The 21234-nt window shown below is 50.4% G+C and carries 14 protein-coding genes, 1 tRNA gene and 1 pseudogene; 5 read left to right on the top strand and 11 right to left on the bottom strand.

Features of this window, described 5'->3' with window-relative positions; genetic code table 11:
• Positions 1-48: 48 nt before the first annotated feature.
• Positions 49-1302: a nucleoside permease gene (locus tag EH164_RS03405; RefSeq protein ID WP_124967294.1), complete on the top strand. Its 1254-nt coding sequence runs from the start codon at positions 49-51 to the stop codon at positions 1300-1302.
• A gap of 197 nt (positions 1303-1499) precedes the next feature.
• On the opposite strand, the gene citG is transcribed toward EH164_RS03405, so the two are convergent.
• From citG to EH164_RS03365, 8 genes are read right to left on the bottom strand one after another with little or no spacing between them, the layout of a single operon-like run.
• The gene (citG, locus tag EH164_RS03400; protein WP_124967293.1) at positions 1500-2330 is read right to left on the bottom strand and encodes a triphosphoribosyl-dephospho-CoA synthase CitG; all 831 of its coding nucleotides are present in this window, start codon (positions 2328-2330) and stop codon (positions 1500-1502) included.
• The gene (gene citX / locus EH164_RS03395; protein WP_124967292.1) at positions 2308-2847 is read right to left on the bottom strand and encodes a citrate lyase holo-[acyl-carrier protein] synthase; all 540 of its coding nucleotides are present in this window, start codon (positions 2845-2847) and stop codon (positions 2308-2310) included. Before citX ends, citG begins: the two co-directional genes overlap by 23 nt.
• Positions 2844-4373: a citrate lyase subunit alpha gene (gene citF, locus EH164_RS03390; protein WP_124967291.1), complete on the bottom strand. Its 1530-nt coding sequence runs from the start codon at positions 4371-4373 to the stop codon at positions 2844-2846. The genes citX and citF overlap by 4 nt, the downstream gene beginning before the upstream one ends.
• A gap of 10 nt (positions 4374-4383) precedes the next feature.
• Positions 4384-5259: a citrate (pro-3S)-lyase subunit beta gene (gene citE / locus EH164_RS03385; protein WP_023481022.1), complete on the bottom strand. Its 876-nt coding sequence runs from the start codon at positions 5257-5259 to the stop codon at positions 4384-4386.
• The gene (citD, locus tag EH164_RS03380) at positions 5256-5549 is read right to left on the bottom strand and encodes a citrate lyase acyl carrier protein (RefSeq protein ID WP_042716827.1); all 294 of its coding nucleotides are present in this window, start codon (positions 5547-5549) and stop codon (positions 5256-5258) included. Before citD ends, citE begins: the two co-directional genes overlap by 4 nt.
• A gap of 19 nt (positions 5550-5568) precedes the next feature.
• On the bottom strand, positions 5569-6588 hold the full coding sequence (gene citC / locus EH164_RS03375; RefSeq protein ID WP_124967290.1) for a [citrate (pro-3S)-lyase] ligase: 1020 nt from the start codon (positions 6586-6588) through the stop codon (positions 5569-5571).
• A 16-nt stretch (positions 6589-6604) separates the two neighbouring features.
• Positions 6605-7471 (bottom strand): fumarylacetoacetate hydrolase family protein, encoded by an 867-nt coding sequence (locus EH164_RS03370; RefSeq protein WP_124967289.1) that lies wholly within the window; start codon positions 7469-7471, stop codon positions 6605-6607.
• A gap of 22 nt (positions 7472-7493) precedes the next feature.
• On the bottom strand, positions 7494-8858 hold the full coding sequence (locus tag EH164_RS03365; RefSeq protein ID WP_023480841.1) for a 2-hydroxycarboxylate transporter family protein: 1365 nt from the start codon (positions 8856-8858) through the stop codon (positions 7494-7496).
• Positions 8859-9193: 335 nt separating this feature from the next.
• On the opposite strand from EH164_RS03365, the pseudogene EH164_RS03360 reads away from it, so the two are divergent.
• Positions 9194-10828 (top strand): annotated as a pseudogene (locus EH164_RS03360) (ATP-binding protein).
• Positions 10818-11510 carry a response regulator gene (locus EH164_RS03355; protein ID WP_042716834.1) on the top strand — a complete coding sequence of 231 codons (693 nt, stop codon included), beginning with the start codon at positions 10818-10820 and terminating at the stop codon, positions 11508-11510. The pseudogene EH164_RS03360 and the gene EH164_RS03355 overlap by 11 nt, the downstream one beginning before the upstream one ends.
• 24 nt (positions 11511-11534) lie before the next feature.
• On the opposite strand, the gene EH164_RS03350 is transcribed toward EH164_RS03355, so the two are convergent.
• A complete protein-coding gene (locus EH164_RS03350; RefSeq protein WP_124967288.1) occupies positions 11535-13670 on the bottom strand; it encodes an ornithine decarboxylase in 2136 nt (711 codons plus the stop codon).
• Positions 13671-14068: 398 nt separating this feature from the next.
• Here EH164_RS03350 and EH164_RS03345 point away from each other — a divergent pair, with 398 nt between their 5' ends.
• Together EH164_RS03345 and EH164_RS03340 are read left to right on the top strand one after the other, a co-directional pair.
• Entirely contained in the window at positions 14069-14788 is a 720-nt protein-coding gene (locus EH164_RS03345) for a DUF554 domain-containing protein (RefSeq protein ID WP_124967287.1), read from the top strand.
• A gap of 105 nt (positions 14789-14893) precedes the next feature.
• Positions 14894-14969 (top strand) — tRNA-Phe (locus tag EH164_RS03340).
• Between the two features lie 633 nt (positions 14970-15602).
• Here the strand turns inward: EH164_RS03340 and EH164_RS03335 are convergent.
• Together EH164_RS03335 and EH164_RS03330 are read right to left on the bottom strand one after the other, a co-directional pair.
• Positions 15603-16463, bottom strand: coding sequence for a hypothetical protein (locus tag EH164_RS03335; RefSeq protein ID WP_124967286.1), 861 nt, complete (start codon positions 16461-16463; stop codon positions 15603-15605).
• A complete protein-coding gene (locus tag EH164_RS03330) occupies positions 16463-21199 on the bottom strand; it encodes an ATP-binding protein (protein ID WP_124967285.1) in 4737 nt (1578 codons plus the stop codon). The genes EH164_RS03335 and EH164_RS03330 overlap by 1 nt, the downstream gene beginning before the upstream one ends.
• Positions 21200-21234 lie beyond the last annotated feature (35 nt).

The following is a 21234-nucleotide window of genomic DNA, read 5'->3' as shown; positions in this document are numbered from 1 at the left end:
ATATCTGCCCATTACAACGACAACCGTCTCCTTTGCGAGGAAATTAGCATGAATCTTAAGCTGCAGCTGAAAGTAATCATCTTTCTGCAGTTCTGCCTGTGGGGCAGTTGGCTGACGACACTTGGCTCTTACATGATCGTGACCCTGAAATTCCAGGGCGCGGAAGTCGGCGCGGTCTACAGCTCCCTCGGTATCGCCTCGCTGTTTATGCCAACGCTTTTAGGCATCGTCGCCGATAAGTGGCTCAGCGCGAAATGGGTTTATGCCCTCTGTCATCTGGTCGGTGCGATCACGCTGTTTATCGCCGCAGGCGTCACCACGCCGGGCGCGATGTTTGCCATTATTCTGCTCAACTCGCTGGCCTATATGCCGACGCTGAGCCTGGTGAACTCCATCTCCTATTTCCGTCTTAAATCCGCCGGGCACGATATCGTCACCGATTTCCCGCCGATTCGTATCTGGGGCACCATCGGCTTTATCCTCGCCATGTGGGCAGTGAGCTTCTCCGGCTTTGAGTTAAGCCATATGCAGCTCTACATTGGTGCCGCACTGTCGCTGCTGCTGAGCGTGATTGCGCTGACGCTGCCGCACATTCCGGTGGCTAACAGCAAGCAGAAGCAGACCTGGGTGGAGATGCTCGGCCTGAACGCCTTTGCGCTGTATAAAAACAAACGTATGGCGATCTTCTTTATCTTCTCCATGCTGCTGGGCGCGGAGTTGCAGATCACCAATATGTTCGGCAACACCTTCCTGCACAGCTTCGATTCGAACCCGCTGTTCGCTAACAGCTTTATCGTTACCCATGCGTCGGTAATGATGTCGATTTCGCAGATTTCAGAAACCGTCTTTATCCTCGCCATTCCGTTCTTCCTCAGCCGTTACGGCATTAAGAACGTGATGATGATCAGTATCCTCGCCTGGGTGCTGCGCTTTGGTCTGTTCGCTTATGGCGACCCGATGCCGTTCGGCACCGTGCTGCTGGTGCTGTCGATGATCGTGTATGGTTGCGCCTTCGACTTCTTCAACATCTCCGGCTCGGTGTTTGTTGAGAAAGAGGTTAGCCCGGAAATCCGCGCCAGCGCGCAGGGTATGCTGCTGATGATGACCAACGGCTTCGGCTGTATCCTCGGCGGGATGGTGAGCGGCAAAGTGGTGGAGATGTACACCACCGCCGGTCTTACCGACTGGAAAACCGTGTGGCTGATCTTCGCCGGTTACTCGCTGGTGCTGGCCGTTGCCTTCGTGATGTTGTTTAAATACAAACACGTGCGCGAGCCATCTGGCGTGACGCAGAAAGCGTAAACAAAAAACCCGGCCTGAGCGCCGGGTTTTTTATGGGTCTCATTTTGCGGGCCTGATAAGCGCAGCGCTATCCGGCATTTGCACCCATTGCCGGATGGCGGCGTTGCCTTATCCGGCCTACGTAACACCGCCATCAGGCATTTGCACCCATCGCCGGATGGCGGCGTTGCCTTATCCGGCCTACGAAACAGCTTCGGTTACGGGAGCATCGCCAGCACATACGCCACTGCCAGCAGATCGGCGCTGCCGCCGGGGCTTAAATGTCGCGCAATCAACGCCTGGTCCATCTGGCGTAAATCATCCCTCTCCCATCCGGTGGCTAATAGCTGCTGCGCATAATCCTGCACATAACGTAGCCCCGCCAGGCCACCGCGTGACACCAAATTGCTGTCGCGGTTAACCGCCATCAGCCTGAGCAGCGCGTTGTGCAAACGGCGCTCCCCCTGCTCCTGCTGCCAGAAGGGCAATACCGCACGGCGCACGGTAATAAACCCCTGCTCCGCCTCGCCGCGCGCGCCGGTCAGGCCATAGTCGCGAAACTGCTTTTCCCCGGCCGTGATCGCCTGCGCCCGCCCGGCAAGCTCGCGCGCCACCAGCCCGCGGCAAATAGCGCTCACCTCATCACAAAGCGCATCCGCGCTCAGTTGCCAATCCCGCTCCCGTAGCCGCCCGGCGGCAAACGACAGCAACCCGAGTGAGAAGATGCCGCCTTTATGGGTGTTCACCCCATCAGTGGCGGCAAACATCGCCTGCTCACAAGCAATCCCCATCGGTCTAATCAGCCGTAACTGCGCCGCCGCCGGTTTATGGGCATGATCAAAACCCGCCTGCTCGAAGCGGGCAAACCACGGCGTAATGGCGTCGATACTGGCGAGAAACAGCGCGTAATCCATATCGCGGTGCGCGCCGCTGTTTGCCCTGTCCACCAGCCCCGGCTTCGGGGTGAGATCCAGCTCCTGCCGCAGCGCCCGCGCCGCCAGCGCAGGCACAAACGCCACGGCAGGTTTAGTCGCGGGTAAACCAGCCATTAATCAGCCCCTCAACGCGGCTCACGACCTCATCCAGCGGATGACGGCGGGAGCGGGCGCAGCTGTGCGCCGGTTCATCGCACACCAGACAGCGGCGGGTGCTGCGATCCAGTGAATGGCGGCCAACCTGGCCGTTTTGCGGGCAGAAAATATCAAAATCCCACAGCCTGCCGAGCGGATGGGTCTGCTCCAGCTCAATGCATTGTGCTTTCAGCTCCGCCGCCGGATGAGCCACGCACCACATCGCTTCTGCCCCGGTCGGCAGCCACAACACCTGGCGGTCGAGCATCTGCCAGCCGCGCTGCCACAGCATCTGGTCGCAGGCTTGTAACGCCACGCCCATAGTGTTGCGATAGCGCATCGTATCTTTCACCGCGCCCGGGGTAACCAGCGTCAGGGAGATAATCGGTTGTTGATAGTGGCGAAGCCACTCAGCCTGGCGCGCGGCGCGCTTCTCTTTCGCCGCCAGCAGCGCCTCAAGGCTGACACCGGTACGCTCGGGAGTCATCGTGGTCATAGCTCCTCCTCTTTTACCTGGCGCACAACGTCAATCACGCTGCCGTCGCGATAGCGGATCACTCCGACAATCCTGTCGGTAAAGGCGATCGGTTTTGGCTCGCCGGTAAGGGAGATCGCCCGCTGATAGAGCGTCTCGATATCGACCACTTTCAGCCCTGCCGCCACTAAACGTTCGCGGACTTCCGGGCGCGCCGGGTTGACCGCAATGCCGTGGTCGGTGACCAGCACATCAATACTCTCCCCCGGCGTCAGGCGAGTGGTCACGCGCTTCACCACTGTCGGAATGCGGCTGCGCAGCAGTGGAGCAACCACAATGGTCAGATTTGCCGCCGCTGCCACATCGCAGTGGCCGCCGGAGGCACCGCGCATTACGCCGTCCGAACCGGTAATCACGTTGACGTTAAAGTCGATATCGATCTCCAGCGCGCTGAGGATCACCACATCCAGCTGGTCGCAGCTTGCTGCTTTACCGCCGGGGTTGGCGTAAACGTTGGTCGAGATCTCCACATGATTGGGATTACGGCGCAGCGAAGCCGCTGCTTCACCGTCAAAGCACTGGGTATCCAGCAGCTTCTCAATCAGCCCCTTCTCATGCAGTTCGACCAGGCTGCCGGTAATGCCGCCGAGGGCGAAACGGGCTTTGACGCCGTGGCGCTCCATCTTCTCGGCCATAAAGCGGGTCGCCGCGGTCGATGCCGCACCGGAGCCGGTCTGCATCGAGAAGCCGTCGCGGAAGTAACCGGAGTGCTCAATCACATCCGCCGCATAGCGGGCAATCATCAACTCGCGTGGATTGCTGGTAACACGCGCGGCGCCGACGCTGATTTTCGCCGGATCGCCCACGCTCTCCACCTGGACAATCAGATCCACCCGATCCTGACTCAGACTGGCGGGCATATTGGGAAACGGCACCACTTCTTCGGTCAGCAGCACCACTTTATCGGCAAATTCGGCGTCAACCATCGCGTAGCCGAGCGAGCCGCAGCAGGATTTCCCCTGCGTACCGTTGGCGTTACCGAAGGCATCGCTGCACGGCACGCCGAGAAAGGCGACATCGATCTTCAGCTCGCCATCCTGCAACAGTTTTACCCGCCCGCCGTGGGAGTGGATCTGCACCGGCTCTGCCATCAGCCCGTGGGAGATGGCATCCGCCAGCTTGCCGCGCATGCCGGAGGTGTAAATTTTGCCGATCACGCCGCTCTGAATATGCTCAATCAGCTCATCGTTACAGGTCATCAGCGAACTGGAGGCGAGCGTCAGGTTTTTGAAGCCAAGGCGCGCAAGGGTTGCCACCACGGTGTTGATCACCCGGTCGCCTTCGCGAAAGGCGTGGTGGAAAGAGATGGTCATCCCATCGCGCAGGCCGCTGCGCCTAATCGCCTCTTCCAGCGAGGCGCAGAGTTTACGGTTTAGCCTGGCGTCGTCATCCGCCAGCCACGGTGTGGCGCTGTGGGCGGTATCAAAGGGTTTTAATTCACGCAGATGGGGAAAGTTGACGTGAAGCAGCTCAGTTTGGTGGTTCATGGTTTTCTCCTTAACGACGCACGCCGGACGCCGCCGCGCGTTCCAGCACCATCTGCGCATGGTTAATAATGGGGGCGTCGATCATTTTGCCATTCAGGGAGACGACGCCAAGGCCGTTACGCTCCCCCTCCTCTGCCGCTTCAATCACAACTTTGGCGTGATCGACCTCCTGCTGCGTCGGCGCATAGGCGTTATGCAGCAGGTCGATCTGGCGCGGGTTAATCAGCGATTTGCCGTTAAAGCCCATCTTGCGCACCAGCTCCACTTCGCGCAGGAACCCGGCTTCATCATTGACGTCTGACCACACCACGTCGAAGGCGTCGATACCGGCAGCGCGGGCGGCGTGCAGCACCGCACAGCGGGCATAGAAGAGTTCGGTGCCGTCGCCGCGCTCGGTCTGCATATCCATCACGTAATCGAAGGCCGCCAGCGCAATGCCGATCAGCCGCTGCGAACTGCGGGCAATCGCCACGGCGTTAATCACGCCAATTGCCGACTCAATCGCCGCCATCACGCGGGTCGATCCCACTTCCCGCCCGCAGGCAAGCTCGATGCGCTCCAGGTGGCGCTCGAGTTCATAGATATCCTCCGGGCTGTCGGTTTTCGGCAGGCGCACCACATCAACGCCCGCGCGCACGACCGCTTCGAGATCCGGCAGGCCAAACGGGGTATTCAGCGGGTTGATGCGTACCACGGTTTCAATATCCTGATACATCGGATGTTGCAGAGCATGAAAGACCAGCAGGCGAGCGGTATCTTTCTCGCGCAGGGCAACCGCATCTTCGAGGTCAAACATGATTGAATCGGGGCGGTAGATAAAAGCGGTGGAGAGCATAGCGGCGTTAGCGCCCGGCAGAAACAGCATGCTACGACGAAGTTTTTTCACAGCAGTGTCCCCCACGCGATCTCCTTCTCTTCTGCGGCGCGCAACACGGCGCTTTGCAGACGGGCGCGGATCACGCAATCCAGCGCGCCTTTATCTTCAATAATGATTAAGCCCTGGCGGATCTCCATCGCGCGCAGTGTCTCATTCACCACGCGGCGGATCTGATCGCCAAACTGCTTGATCACTTCGCTGCGCACCACCACCTCCAGCTCACCGTCGGTAGGGGCGATTTTCACCATCAGGTCGCTGGATTCGAGGGTTCCCGCCAGCGCCTCCCGTACAATTTTCATAGTTATCAGTCCTGATTTTTTAAGCGACTTCCACGCCGTAATGGGCTTCAAGATGCGCGAAAGTGGTATTCGGTACGATTTCCCGAATGCGGGAAAACTGGTGTGTTTTTAATAAACGGCGCACTTCGGACGCCGAAATTGCCGTGCCCGCGGCTTTAATGCGTGGGATCTCCACCACCTCAACCGCGCCCGCCAGCATCTGGTGCATGGTGTTGTTGTACTGGCGGGTCACCGCGCAAAAGGGTTCGCTGCCGATAAAGCGGTGGGTAATGCCAAGCGCCGGGGCGATGTGGTTGCGAAAGATCAGCAGGTCGATTTCGCTCCACGCCTGCTGCACTTTGCCGGTCTCTTTCAGGAAGTAGGCCGGAAAGGTGGCGCGGGAGATGATGTACTGCGAGCCCTCATGCACCGTAACGTTTGCCAGGTGCGCTACGCCCGCTTTCACCATCTTCAGCCGCGCGGCGAAGGGGAAGAACGAGGCATCTTCACGCACCACAAACAGATGCAGGGCATCGCAGGCTTTTGCCGCCTGCTCTACCAGATGGCGGTGGCCGAGGGTAAAGGGGTTGGCATTCATCACGATGGCACCAGTGCGCTTACCCGCCAGCCGCTTTGCCCGCAGCGAGCGGCAGTAGCGCTCAATGCCCGACGGTGTGTTCTCCATCAGCACCGCGTTATTGCCGCTCTGGACGATGGGCCAGAAACCGCTGTGCTGAAAGCGCTCCCGGTTGCAGGGGCGCGTGCAGAGAAAGAGGTGGAAGTGGCCGCGCGCCAGCGCCAGGTTCTCCACTTCCGCCAGCAGCCGGGCGCTGAGGTTTTCGCCGCGAAGCTGCGCATCGACCGCCACGCATTTGATGACGTTCGCGGCAAGGCCTGCACACCCCACCAGTTGCTCTCCCGACCAGGCTTCAACGAAGGTCGTGATGTCGCTGTCCATGCCTAATCCGCTGTCGGCTAATAGCGAGCGGATGCGCTCAAGCCTTGGCGTGTTACCGTTGACTTCCGCAATGCGGAAGTCGATGGAGGGTCGTGTGTGCATCTGTTGGCCTTCGTCCTTAGTGCGCTGCCGCCAGCGCCTGCTCCGGCGCTTCCACGATCACATTGCTGAGATGCCCGATCTTCTCGATCTCCACTTCGATGCGATCGCCCGCCTTCATAAACAGCGGTGGCGTGCGCTTTTTACCCACGCCGCCCGGTGAGCCAGTGATGATCACATCGCCCGGCGTCAGGCTGGTGAAGGTGCTGATGTATTCAATAAGCTCAGCGACTTTGTGGATCATGCTGGCGGTGGTGTCATCCTGCACCATGCGGCCATTGAGCCAGGTGCGGATGGCGAGTGTGTGCGGGTCGGGGATCTCATCGGCGGTGGTCATCCACGGGCCAAATGCCCCGGTCTGGCGCCAGTTTTTCCCGGCGGTAAACCAGCTGTGCTGCCAGTCTCGCGCTGAGCCATCCATATAGCAGCTATAACCTGCCACATGGCTTAAGGCCGTTTCGCGGGCGATATTCTCCCCGCCTTTACCGATAATCACCGCCAGTTCGCCTTCGTAATCGAACTCGCTGGAGTGGCGCGGTTTCACCACCGGCGCGTTATGGCCGGTTTGTGAATCGGCAAAGCGCACAAACAGCGTCGGCGCCGGGTTGTGCTGGTCGAACTCTTTACGTTTTTCGGCGTAGTTCATCCCGACACAGAGGATTTTGCCTGGGTTATCAATCACCGGCAGAAAGGCGATCTCATCAAAACGCAGATCGGCGGCTTCTTCGCTGTAGCGCACGGCCTGCGCCAGCCCATCGGCGGCGGCGAGCAGCGCTTTTAAATCGGCGTAGCGGTCACCCAGGCGCTGGCCGAGGTTGACGACGCCTTCCGCGCTGACGATGCCGTAGCTGCGGATACCCTGGTGAACAAAGCTTGCGAGTTTCATATCAGTTCCTGTAATTCCTGAATCAGACGAGGAAGTTGCCGAGCACCAGCAGCGAGATGGAGACGTTAATTGCTCCACCGATGCGGGTAGCGATCTGTGCGAACGGCATCAGGCTCATACGGTTACCTGCGGTAAGAATGGCGACGTCGCCAGTGCCGCCCTGCCCGCTCTGGCAGCAGGAGACGATGGCAACATCAATCGGGTGCATGCCGATCTTTTTACCGACGAAGAAGCCGGTCGCGACCAGCGCGGAGACGGTGCTGACAATCACCAGCAGGTTATTGATGGTGAAAGCGTGAACCAGCTCTTCCCACGGCGTAATAGCCACGCCAACGGCGAAGAGGATCGGGTAGGTGACTGAGGTCTGGAAGAATTTGTAGACCACCTGCGAGCCTTCCAGCAGACGCGGCGAGACGCCGTGAGCGAGCTTAATCAGCACCGCGACAAACAGCATGCCAACCGGCGCAGGCAGACCAATCAGTTTGTGGCCGAGCATACCGATCATATAGAGCAGCACCGCCAGCAGCGCGCCTGCGGCAATAGTCGTGACATCGGTTTTACCGGAGAATGCCGGAGTGGCAGAGGCCGGTTCGTCGCCGTTACTGCGGTTTGGCATCAGTTGGCCTTCGCCGGTCAGGTGCGGGAAGCGTTTACCAAGCTGGTTGAGGCAGCCGGAGATAATGATCGCCGTCAGCCCGCCGAGCATCACCATCGGCAGCACGCGCCCCAGCGCAACGCCCTGATCCATATGCAGCAGCGTGGCGTAACCAATTGACAGCGGGATCGCGCCTTCGCCCACGCCGCCCGCCATGATCGGCAGAATGATAAAGAAGAAGATCTGGAACGGCTCCATGCCAAGCGCCATGCCAACACCCATGCCGACCAGCATGCCGACGATTTCACCGCACAGCATCGGGAAGAAGATACGCAAAAAGCCCTGAATCAGCGTGGTGCGATTCATGCTCATAATGCTGCCAACAATAATGCAGCAGATGTAGAGATAGAGAATGTTGGTCGATTTGTAGAACTTGGTGGTGGACTCGACCACCACATCCGGCAGCAGGCCGTAATAGACCATTGCCGAGGGGATAAAGGTGGCGCAAATCGCCGCCGCGCCCAGCTTGCCGACAATCGGCAGCCGCTTACCAAACTCGCCGCAGGCGAAGCCAAAGAAGGCCAGCGTAGCGACCATGACTACGATATCGCTCGGCAATTTACCGCCAAGACAGTCGACGGCAATTAATGCGCCCGCCAGCAGAAACAGCGGCAGCGGAATAATCCCGACTTTCCAGCTATCCATAATGTGCCACCACTTATCTTTAAGTGATGTCTTATCAAGCGTTCGCGACTTTCCGGGTACAGAGAATGAATCGTCAGTTGTGCTCATAATTAAGCCCCTTCGTTATTTTGTGCTTACAGCGTAGTGGGCTAAATACGCACTTTATGTGAGGGCAAGCATAATAAAACCAGAGTTTTTAAGGCACCTATGGTTTTTATGGTTTCTTCTATTTTGCGTGAGCCGGCTCTTATTTATTGCCGTGGTTTTTATGGTTTTTTTAAAAGGAAATACAACTTAATAACAAATCGTAACAGGAGGTTGTAACGGCTTGTTTTTCAACAGCAACATGCGCTGTGTAAGGGATCACAAGTTTCCCGCAAACTGCTCACGCATAGTGGGAAAAGTGATACATTGAGCCTTTCCTTATTGCTGCGCGTGTCGTTATGAAAGTCTCCTTTCAAATCAAGCTGTTTATCTCGCTGGTGCTTTTCTTCTCCGGCCTGTTCGTCCTGCTGGGCGTTTATTATTACAAGGACGTCGGCCGCCAGCTCTATCAGGAGATGAGCGCACGCGCGAAAATACAGGCGGAAGAGATCGCGATTATTCCGAATTTACGGCGTTCCGTTGCCGATAAGAATATTCCCGCTATTAATCAGTTTATGCATAAAGTGGTTTCCCACAGTGACGCCAGCTTTATTGTGATTGGGGATAATAAAGGCCTGCACCTATTTCACTCCGTACATGAAGATGTGGTGGGAAAAACGCTGGTCGGCGGCGATAACGCGGAAGTATTACAGGGCAAAAGCACCACCACTATTCGCAAAGGCGGGCTGGGCATTTCGCTACGCAGTTAAGCGCCGATTTTTGATGATAATGGCCGGGTGATTGGCATTGTCTCGGTTGGGTATCTGACCAGCTATCTGGATGCCATCACCCTCGGCAAAGTGATTAATATTTTTATTGCCGCCGTGCTGCTGCTCGTCGCGCTGTTTGTCTTCTCCTGGTTTTTTACCCGCAGCATTAAAAAGCAGATCTTCTCCCTTGAGCCGCGCGAAATTGGCCTGCTGGTGCGCCAGCAGAAGGCGATGATGGAGTCGATCTACGAAGGGGTGATTGCCATTGATAGCGAGTCACGCATTGAAGTGATCAACCAGGCGGCGCGTAAGCTGCTCGGGCTGAGCCAGCCGACCCGCGCCCTGCGGGGCCATGCGATTAGCGATGTGATTGCGCCGGTGCCCTTTTTTGCCGCCGGGACGATGCTGGAGAGCGACACCCATGATGAGATTTGCCGCTTCAACCACCTGACGGTGATCGCCAGCCGGGTGCGCATTATGCTCGAAGATAGCTTACAAGGGTGGGTGATCACCTTTCGCGATCGCAATGAGATCGACAGCCTGAGCGCGCAGTTAAGCCAGGTGAAGCGCTATGCCGACAACCTGCGCATTATGCGCCACGAGCAGCTTAACCGCATGACCACGCTCTCCGGCCTGCTGCATATGGAGCGTTACGACGAAGCGGTGAACTATATTCAGGCGCAGTCGGAACATGCTCAGGAGCTGCTGGACTTTATCTCTTCGCGTTTTACCTCGCCGACCATTTGCGGTCTGCTGCTGGGCAAAGCGGCGCGCGCGCGGGAGAAGGGCGTGGAGCTAAACTTCGATCCCTTAAGCCGCATGGATCGCCCATGCCGCGGGCTGGCGGAAGCGGAGCTGATCTCCATCATCGGCAACCTGCTGGATAACGCCATTGAAGCAACCCAGCGCGCCACCCTGCCGCACGATCCGGTCGATGTGCTGATCCTGCTCAACGAGCGGGAGCTGATCATTGAAGTGGCGGATCGCGGGATTGGGATCGATCCGGCGATTGCCGATCGCATTTTTGAGCGCGGGGTGACCACCAAACGCCGCGGCGATCACGGCATTGGCCTCTATCTGATCGCCAGCTATGTCACCCAGGCGGGCGGCTCGATCGAGGTCTCGGCCAACGCCCCGCGCGGTACGATCTTTTCTCTGTTTATACCTGAAACGGGCAGCGCGCAGCGCCCCGTCGCCACCGTGGATGAGATGTATGCAACATGAACCGATAGACGTGCTGATCGTCGAAGATGAAGAGACGCTGGCGCAACTCAACGCTGAACTGGTGAGTAAACATCCGCGCCTGCGGCTGGTGGGGATGGCGTCATCGCTGGCGGAAGCGAAAACCCTGCTTAGCCAGCGACAGCCGCAGCTCATCCTGCTGGATAACTACCTGCCGGATGGCAAAGGCATCACGCTGATTAGCGACCCCGAGATTATCAACGCCAACTGTTCGGTGATCTTTATCACCGCCGCCAGCGATATGGACACCTGTAGCCAGGCGATCCGCAATGGCGCTTTCGACTACATTCTCAAACCGGTGTCGTGGAAGCGCTTAAGCCAGTCGCTGGAGCGCTTTGTGCAGTTCACCGAGCAGCAGCGGGTGTGGAAGATTGTCGACCAGCAGAACGTCGACACCCTCTATCAGTTGCAGTCGAAAAATTACCGCCAGGATAACGGCAGCAAAGGGATTGAAGAGAGCACGCTGGCGCTGGTGCAGAAGCTGTTCGCCGACGACGAGGCGCGCTGTTTTTCCGTTGATGAGGTGGTAAGCGAAACGGGGCTGAGCAAAACCACCACCCGCCGCTACCTTGAACACTGTGTCGAAGCGGGCTTTCTGGCGGTGGAGATGCAGTATGGCAAGATTGGTCACCCGCGGCGCATTTACCGCCGCGCGGCCGCCTGAGACGCATCCCAGGCGGCGCGGTGATTACTTCAGCACGTAACCATAGAGGCGCTTGATGCCATCGGCATCGGTTTCCGAGTAGACGCCCTGTAGCTCCGGCGAAAAGCCGGGCAGCAGGTTAACCCCCTCCTCCAGCGCGAGGAAGTAGCGCTGCACCGCTCCACCCCACACTTCACCCGGCACCACGCAGAGCACGCCCGGCGGATAGGGCAACGCGCCCTCTGCCGCAATGCGCCCTTCCGCCTCGCTGATGCGCACCAGCTCGACGTTGCCGCGAATAAATTCGCTATTGGCATCCTGCGGATTCATCGCTACCGCCGGGAAGCTCTCTTTGCGGAACATCGCTTTTTGCAGATCTTTAACGTCAAAGCTGACGTAGAGATCGTGCATCTCCTGGCACAGCTCGCGCAGGGTGTAATCGCGATAGCGCACCGGGTACTTGTTAAAGATGGTCGGCAGCACGTCAGCCAGCGGCGTGTCATCTTCAATATGCTGCTCAAACTGGGCGATCATCGCCACCAGCTGCGCCATCTTCTCCGCGCTTTCGGCAGGCGTCAGCAGGAAGAGGATCGAGTTGAGATCGCACTTCTCCGGCACAATGCCGTTTTCACGCAGATAGTGCGCCAGAATGGTCGCCGGAATGCCGAAATCGGTGTATTCACCCGTTTCCGCATCAATGCCCGGCGTGGTCAGCAGCAGCTTGCAGGGATCGACAAAGTATTGATCCTGGGCGTAGCCGGCAAAACCGTGCCACTTGTCGCCCGGCTCAAAGCTGAAGAAGCGCCGCTTGCGGGCGATAAGCTCGGTCGGATGATCCTGCCACGGGCGACCGCCGATCACCGGCGGCACAAACGGCTGGATCATTTTGCAGTTGGCGATGATCGCTTTGCGCGCCTCAATGCCCAGCTCGACGCACTCCGCCCACAGCCTGCGCCCGCTCTCGCCCTGGTGAATTTTGGCGTTGATATCCAGCGCGGCAAACAGCGGGTAAAACGGGCTGGTGGAGGCGTGCAGCATAAAGGCGTTATTCAGCCGCTTGTGCGGGCAGAAGCGCGCCTGGCCGCGCAGGTGGTTATCTTTTTTGTGGATCTGCGAGGTTTGCGAGAAGCCCGCCTGCTGTTTATGCACCGACTGGGTGACAAAGATCCCCGGATCGTTTTCATTCAGATCGAGCAGCAGCGGCGAGCAGTCGGCCATCATCGGGATAAACTGCTCGTAACCGACCCACGCCGAGTCAAACAGGATGTAATCGCACAGGTGGCCGATCTTATCGATCACCTGGCGGGCGTTGTAGATCGTACCGTCGTAGGTGCCAAGCTGGATCACCGCCAGGCGGAACGGACGCGGCTGTTTGGCCTTATCGGGCGCGACATCGCTGATTAAGGTGCGCAGGTAGGCTTCATCAAAACAGTGATCGTCAATGCCGCCAATAAAGCCAAACGGGTTGCGCGCCGCTTCCAGATAGACCGGCGTCGCTCCGGCCTGAATCAGCGCGCCGTGGTGGTTGGATTTATGGTTATTACGATCGAAGAGCACCAGATCGCCGCGCGTCAGCAACGCATTGGTCACCACTTTATTAGCAGCGGAGGTGCCGTTAAGCACAAAGTAGGTTTTGTCAGCGTTAAACACTTTGGCGGCAAATTTCTGCGCGTGCTTGGCGGAGCCTTCGTGGATCAGCAAATCGCCAAGTTTCACGTCGGCGTTGCACATATCGGCGCGAAAGACGTTCTCACCGAAAAAGTCATAAAACTGGCGGCCTGCCGGGTGCTTTTTGAAAAATGCGCCGTGCTGGTGGCCTGGACAGGCGAAGGTGCTGTTCTTCATCTCAACATATTGACGCAGCGTATCGAAGAACGGCGGCAGCAGCGTCGCTTCATAATCACAGGCGGCGGCTTCCAGCTCCAGCCACTCCTGATCGCGCCCGCTAATCACCGCGGTCACGCCTTCGGGCGCGGTAACCGGTTCGCGGGAGAAGAGAAAGACCGGCAGATTAAAACCAGTGCGTTTGAGCAGCGCGAGAATGCCGCTGCGGCTCTCCGCTACCGTCATGACGACTGCCGCCACATCCGTGAAATCGGTACTCTCAAGGGAGATCACCTCGCGGTGGGTTGAGAGTGTGGAGAGCAGCTCGCGGCTGACGGCAATTTTCAGTGAGTTCATAAGCACGAATACCCGTTTCAGGGGAGTAAAAAGCCCCGGACGAAGCGGTGGCTTCGCCCAACGAAAATGTCTGGCTGGGATCAGCTCCGGACGCCAGACATCAGTAAAAGCAGAAAACCGCTGATCTTACTGTTGTCCTGCGGTGAGCGTGCGCTACCCTCACCGCATGGTGAGAAAGAGTGACGATAAGCGGGGGCGAGCGGCCTGGGCACGGGCGTGAAACGCAGTGTCAGCAGCTGAAATGTACAGCATCAGGCGGCCCCGTCAGATGGATGAAAATTCGCGCAATCATGTCATTTTTAACCCGCAGGCGCAACCTGGGTGGCACTTCGCCGCGCATAAAAATGCTATGGTATGCGCCTTCTTATTCATTTTTATGGCACTTCAGGAGTGTGAACGTGCTGACAGGTCCTTTTATTAACGCGGCTGCCGTGCTGATCGGCGGCACGCTCGGTGCGCTGATGAGCCACCGTTTACCGGAGCGCGTGCGCTCATCAATGCCCTCCATTTTTGGCCTCGCTTCGCTGGGCATCGGCATTTTACTGGTGGTCAAATGCGTCAACCTGCCGGTGATGGTGCTGGCGACACTGCTCGGCACACTTATCGGCGAGCTCTGTTATGTGGAGCGTGGCATTGGCGGCGGCGTTAACGCCCTGCGCAAGCTGGCGCAGAAGCGCAAAGCGGTTGAGTCAGCGTCCAGCGCCCATGAGTCGTTTATTCAGAGCCTGGTGGCGATCATTATTCTTTTTTGCGCCAGCGGGACCGGGATTTTCGGCGCCATGCGCGAAGGGATGACCGGCGATCCCAGCATTCTGATTGCTAAAGCGTTTCTCGATTTCTTTACCGCGCTAATTTTCGCCACTTCCCTCGGTTTCGCCGTGGCGATCATCTCGGTTCCAATGCTGATTATTCAGCTGACGCTCGCCACCTGCGCGACGCTTATTCTGCCGCTCACTACCCCGGCGATGATGGGCGATTTTACCGCCGTCGGTGGAATTCTGCTGCTGGCGACCGGGCTGCGCATCTGCGGGATAAAGATGTTTGCCGTGGCGAATATGCTGCCGGCGCTGGTGCTGGCGATGCCGCTCTCCGCCCTCTGGACGGCCTTTTTTGCCTGAGTGCGCGTGCAATGGGCAGAAAGTGGTGATAGATTGTGCACTCTGTGACGAAATGAAGAAATTTCGTTGACGGAGCGCAGTGAATCAGGTTTAATGCGCCCCGTTGCCCGGATAGCTCAGTCGGTAGAGCAGGGGATTGAAAATCCCCGTGTCCTTGGTTCGATTCCGAGTCCGGGCACCACTATTCATAAGGCCTCGCTGAAAAGCGGGGCTTTTTCCTTTTTTGGCTACGGTAGATTTCTGGTCGTTGCGGCACGTTAATTGTTTGCTAGATTTCACGCCTTTTTCGCAAATGTCCTTTGTTATTAAAGGTATCCACTCCCTCTAGCAAACCTACCTCTTGCTTCCATGCTACGGTCTTTCTACGGTCAATTACAGCTTCTCTCATTTTTAGTTGTTAATAATGATGCAAAAGCGGAAGAGGGGGAATTGACATTAAGCTTCAATCTACTGGTCTTCCATAGGATTTTGACACAGGGTATATGGTGGGTAACCCCCCTTCCCCTAACGGGGAAATCTAACAACATACGTCCTCCACTAGTAGCATGGGGTCTTCACTAGCCCACCCGGCAGAGGCATACACTTCTTTCCCTTTCATTTCTTAACATTATCAGAATTACCCGACCTCCACGGCATTATGTACTTTATGTATGTAGTAATATCACTAATAAGGATTAATTTACACGATAAATCTGATTGTTAATCCTTTGTAAAATATTATATATTCATAGAATATAAAACCGCTCGCTCATTCGGCTATTGTTTTAAGCCTGTCAAACTGAGATGAATATCATATAAATCGGTGTGTATATTATTAATTGAGAATGTAAGACTTAAATGTTAAATTAGGTATTAAAAGTTCTAACTTTTTATAAAAATCGGCCCTCATAATCAAATCACTACCTTCAAGCTTTGCGATATTACAACATGTGCCAACAAAGTATGAACCGTTTCCGATCAGTTTATCTTTCCACTGTCTATATTCCAAAATAACCTCACCATGCTCATTAATAGCTCTTAGTCCATTTTTATAGCTATCAAGCCTTAGCCTAAGGAGCTCTAACAATTCACTATTCAACCATAATACATGTGATGGTTCTAAAGAATTAATCCTACCACATATTCCCTGTACAAATGGAATGCCATTATAAAAACTTCCGTTCCAGATATGGTATGATGATAGTTTAGAAGGGAGGGGATTTATATCAATTGCATCAGGTAGTAGCCCTTCGAATAGCACTGTTGTTTGTGGTTGCTTCCCATATTCTCTTAAGCTTAATTGTTTTTCAAATCTTGCAATCCTAACAAAGCCACTCTCATAATGAGGCTCTTTAAACCCCTGTAGAGTCTCAACTGGCGTAGGGATCTTCGGTCTTTGAATCAATGAATTGGAATGAGATATTATTGTCTTAACATCAAGTCGCCCATCATTTTCGAAGCTAAAACCATCAGGTGCATTATCATTTAAATATCTGCATAGCACTTTAAAAAGTGTTTCTTCTACACATATATTAGGAGACAGTAGCCCTTCAGAATTATTTATAAAAAGAGAGAAAATTTCATTATCAAATTCAACATTAAAAATATTAGTAATCAAATCAGTTTCAACACCAATTTGCTCAACATAGTCAATGAATTTATTAGATCTAACGAGTCGAAAGAGTTGCTCATCCATTATATAGCCTCCTTAACAAGCTCAATAAGTAAATTTTTAATATACAAACTATCTACTCTCATGGCTTCCTTCAATTCATTCTGAATATTTGAAAGTAGTGCGCTGCATTCATTCTTTTCAATTATAAGCATTTCCAGCAAGCCACTAACAGTTAGCTCATTGAATTTGTCAATGTTTATAAAAAACCATCTTAGCGGTTTTACTAATAACCCCTCTCTGTAGGTTAATAGATAATTAATAGCAAAAAGAACTTCTCTTTGAATTTCTGAATCGTTGTTTTTAGTTTTTGCTAATATTAGTACAACAGCTAATTCATCATGACTCATCTCAAACATCAAAAAGTTTTCGATATCATCCCATCGAAAATCATTATTGTCTGGCAATCTATTCTCAATGAATTTAAACCCGCGACTATACATATCCAAGACAATATTTTTATCTATTCCTGAATGCTCGAAAGCAATAATAAGATTAGCTGTAGAGTTAGACATATAGCCAATATTTGAGAAAATATGTGCCAGCTCTTTAGCTAAAAATACCAGTGCTTTTTCATTATCAATCTCCACTGCTTTTTTTAGTGATTCTTTATGAGTAAACATAGCAAACCAACCGTCCTTGGAGTAAAGGAAATTATTGACAAGAAGACTTACTTTAATATCTGTATCTAGGACCAACTGCATGATCAAACAGTAAAAATACTCATAACGAGTACTGCTATCACCAGGATATTGTTTTCTTATCATTGGGACTAGAACCTCATCAATACATTGAGCACTATCAAATTCGCAAAGATAAAAATATATAGCATTGAAATCCCTAACTGATAAACATTCCTTTTTAACATAATAACCACATAAATCAGCTATGGAGAAACCAATGACAGAGTTTTTAACACAAAGGTTCTCAGACAAAATCATTGAGAGAGTCTGAGTTTTATCTAATTTATGGCTCACATTATCCTGAGGTTTACCTTCAATATTAACGGGAGTCAAACCGAACTCCCTCATAATATCTCGTAACTTAATCAATGAGTTAGGTTCAATTTTATTATCACTATCATTTAAATCTCTACTTAACAGATTGATAAAAAATGACTTAGCTAAATCCTTATCAATATGTCCCAATGATAAAATTACATCCATATACCCATTTACATATTCAACTCTATTATTGGTTGGAGATAATCGATACAAAAATGCAACCAAGATTGGATTAATATTATTACTATTCTTCAATAAATTAATTAACATATAGTCCAACTTCCAAAAATATGGGTAGTTAATTAATTCATATGCAAGGTATTTTTTCGCCAAAAGGCTATCTATATGCAGAAGTTCACTGAACCATTCTATGGCTAACCACCTTATGCCTTTGCCATCTTCTGTATGCTTCATGACAGCATCACTTAGATATTTCAGTTTCTTAACATGTTCTTTAGCAAACTCTATGTCTATACTATTTATTGAACTTAAGGGTGCTATTAATTCGGAAAGTGTTGTGTCTTTACGATAAGTATAAGTAGTAATATATTCCATGGCTTTTTTTAATTCTTCTTTGGCTAAGTCCAGCTTGTTAGATTTAGCCAGTAATATAGCCTTCTTAAAACAATAATCTGCATATTCACTATAATCTAATTTATCAGATTTCTCAAAATCAGAATACGCATTAATAATGTATTCAATATTTTCCTCATTAAGAAAACAGTTCTCAACAATCGATAAAGAAGAGCATGGGATTGAAATTATACTTTTTATAACCAACTCCCATGAACTTTTTGAGATTATATATTTAAGTGCAAATTTTAAAGTATGATCTATTAAAGGTGAATTGTCATATATAAAATCTATAGCTCTAGGTTTACCTTTATATCGTTCAACATCACCTGATAAAAAAACTATATTTTCAACAAATGCATTTTCTTTCTTTTCATCCAGAATAGTATGTTCTATGATAAAATTTCTAATAAAAAATTTAATCCAATTATAGAAGAAATTCAATTGTGGTATTGATTCCTCGAAATCCACTAAAATGTTTATATCTTTTTCAGCGTACTGACAAACTGTATCGTAAAAAAAACTTATCTTATCACAATTAATATAACCATCTACAAAATCAATTGCTAAAAGCGGTAAAATTGTGTTTTTAGCTACTGGTTTTTTAATGAATTTTACCCGCTGTTCTACATTGTAACTTTCAAATATACTATTAATTCTTTCAGCTATTTCATGAGTGTTCTTTTTAATTGCATTAAACATAGTTAAAATAGTATCTATCTTATCATTTTCAATTAAAGCAAACACAACTTCATTGAATAAACTTTTATTTTCATGTTCCGCTATAGATACGAATAACTTTTCTAGATCAGTAGAAAGCAGAATTCGACTATAAACATAATATCTCATGTGCTCCTTTCTAATCTCCCCTTGGAATAAATCATTTACTTCATCCCATCTTGGTGAATATCCATTTTTCTGTAGAATAACAAAAGCTTTAGCAGTAATTTCATCACTAAAATTTTTATCATCATCAAAAAACAATAGAGAATTTGCTTTCTCCGTACCATATATTAGACAAACAGTTTCAAAATAAATTTCGAAATTCTGAAGAAACTGGCTATGCAAATCCTCTGAATTTGTAGCTAATATAGTACGATTTAACTCACTGAGATAAATGAACAAATCCCATTTTTGTAAAGCATTAGCGATATGCAGAAACCCCCTATAATTATTTTTTATAGCTGCTTCAGAATGACCTTGATAAAGACTGTTAATTAGAAAATTGTTATCAGCGATGTTTAATGCTTCCTTATAGTCTTCAGCTTTTATTAGATAACTAATTAGATATCTATAAGATTTAGCATTTTGATAAAACCCCTGATTTTTTAGCCAAGTTCCTATCTGGTAGTTGATTTTTTTATGACCTGAAGATGATAGACGCTCTATTATATATCGTCTAAAACTATCATGATATAACTTAATACCTCCTCTAGAACTGTTTGTAGAGATAACGGGGGACAATATCTCAAGATCTTTTTCTAGATAATGGCTGAAAATGAGAATGTTTTCCAATTCTGTCTTAGTAGTAGAAAACTCCAAACACCCCAATATATCAGCCGTTAAATTATTAACTAACTGACTTGAAAGATATTCATAGTAACCTTTTAGATTGTGATCGTATGCAGGCAATATATTTATAATTTCTTCCGAAAAAACCTGTTGACCATTAATTACTTTGAGTATATAAGTCGCATACAACGGATTACCTTGACTTTTTCTATTTATCAATGAAGACAAATGCACATTATTTATCTTGATATCGTCAACATTATACTTATCCATTAAAAATTTAATTGCTGTTATATCCCATTTTGGTAGTTCTATAGGTTGGTAATCTTGATTGTCTATCAAAGAACAAATTTCATTGACCGGTTGAGATCCAATCAAAATTGAAATATTTGGATGCATATCAATCTTTGAGATAAAGTCTATTATTCTAGTTCTATCTTTCGATAACGAAGATGATATATTGATAACTCTTTCTATGTGATCTAAGCCATCGATAATGATCACCAAAGCTTCATCGATACTTGAGAGTAACAAATTTAACTCATCAAGGTTAGATGCAAGCAGTTTCGACTTTTTAGACTGTAATTTGGGGAACAGCTCGATAATATCAGCTATCAAATTTCCGAAGAAAACATCCGACAACACTCTCTTTTCATTAAAATCGTCATTTGTACTAGTAAAGCAATAATGCCTAATTGATTTAATATTTTTCTCATCAAGATAATCAATGAAGTTTGTCAACAACCATGATTTCCCAGAGCCGGGCTCCCCGAGTAATATACTTCTTTTGTTTTCAATTGTTTTTATAAGAAGCTCATCATTAGCCTGCTCAAAAACAATATTTTTATTTGGATTTATCTCAAACCTTTGATCTATTTTACCGAAATTCGTTCTTACCCTTAGCTCATTAAAAATATATCTAGCCGAAACTTCACGAGTTCCACTTCTATAAGAACCTACTAACTTTGCAAGTCTAACTAAAAAATCATTGATATAGATATCATCATTTGGATACTGACCGATTCCAATTCTTTCTGCTTGCTCGATTAATATTCGTTCCAATCCACCGGGTTTATCAAATTTCAAACTTGCCTTAGGTAGATTTACTTCTATTAACAATTCACTACAGAATTGGTTGAAAATATTTCTTTCGAGATCATTCTCTTTTGTATATTTTTTAAAGCTATCCCATCTATTAAAGTTTTCAGAACTTTCCTCCCATAGTTTATCAAGATTAATTTTGAACACCTTTGTTGGATAGTTCTCAAACGATGAATTATCTTTTTGCTGGGTTAATACCCGTGTAATATCGTCTGACACCGGTTCATCCCATGCTAAACATAGCCGAAACTCTGTTTCCGCAGTTCTGAGATCAATCCATGTTTCAAATAATTTATAAATAGCCAAGCCATAGCCATTATCATTTGCCAAGTCAGCTTTTTCTAAGACCTTAGAGATGGAATCATTACTATATTTTATTTGCTTTCGCTGTATTCTTGAGCCATTAACGATAACCAAATCATCAAATCTGTCTGGCACATTATCAGAGGTATTTTTCATGTCGATGGAAAAAATGCTATTCCAGTTTCCATCTAAAACCTCCTTTAAAATAAAGTAACTTGTTAGTAAATCTTGATAGTCGTATCCTTCATGGGCATTATTCAGGCTCAAAATAATTGTCCTTATAGCGAAAATTAACTTAATAG

Source organism: Kosakonia sp. CCTCC M2018092 (genome assembly GCF_003864115.1).
GTDB lineage: Bacteria > Pseudomonadota > Gammaproteobacteria > Enterobacterales > Enterobacteriaceae > Kosakonia > Kosakonia cowanii.
The sequence above is the reverse complement of the archived record's forward strand: the minus strand, read 5'-3'. Positions and strand labels throughout refer to the sequence as shown.

Excerpts from the sequence above, each read along its gene's own strand:
- EH164_RS03405 (WP_124967294.1), top strand. The coding sequence starts at position 49 with ATGAATCTTAAGCTGCAGCTGAAAGTAATCATCTTTCTGCAGTTCTGC.
- citG (WP_124967293.1), bottom strand. The coding sequence starts at position 2,330 with ATGGCTGGTTTACCCGCGACTAAACCTGCCGTGGCGTTTGTGCCTGCG.
- citX (WP_124967292.1), bottom strand. The coding sequence starts at position 2,847 with ATGACCACGATGACTCCCGAGCGTACCGGTGTCAGCCTTGAGGCGCTG.
- citF (WP_124967291.1), bottom strand. The coding sequence starts at position 4,373 with ATGAACCACCAAACTGAGCTGCTTCACGTCAACTTTCCCCATCTGCGT.
- citD (WP_042716827.1), bottom strand. The coding sequence starts at position 5,549 with ATGAAAATTGTACGGGAGGCGCTGGCGGGAACCCTCGAATCCAGCGAC.
- citC (WP_124967290.1), bottom strand. The coding sequence starts at position 6,588 with ATGCACACACGACCCTCCATCGACTTCCGCATTGCGGAAGTCAACGGT.
- EH164_RS03370 (WP_124967289.1), bottom strand. The coding sequence starts at position 7,471 with ATGAAACTCGCAAGCTTTGTTCACCAGGGTATCCGCAGCTACGGCATC.
- EH164_RS03365 (WP_023480841.1), bottom strand. The coding sequence starts at position 8,858 with ATGAGCACAACTGACGATTCATTCTCTGTACCCGGAAAGTCGCGAACG.
- EH164_RS03355 (WP_042716834.1), top strand. The coding sequence starts at position 10,818 with ATGCAACATGAACCGATAGACGTGCTGATCGTCGAAGATGAAGAGACG.
- EH164_RS03350 (WP_124967288.1), bottom strand. The coding sequence starts at position 13,670 with ATGAACTCACTGAAAATTGCCGTCAGCCGCGAGCTGCTCTCCACACTC.
- EH164_RS03335 (WP_124967286.1), bottom strand. The coding sequence starts at position 16,463 with ATGGATGAGCAACTCTTTCGACTCGTTAGATCTAATAAATTCATTGAC.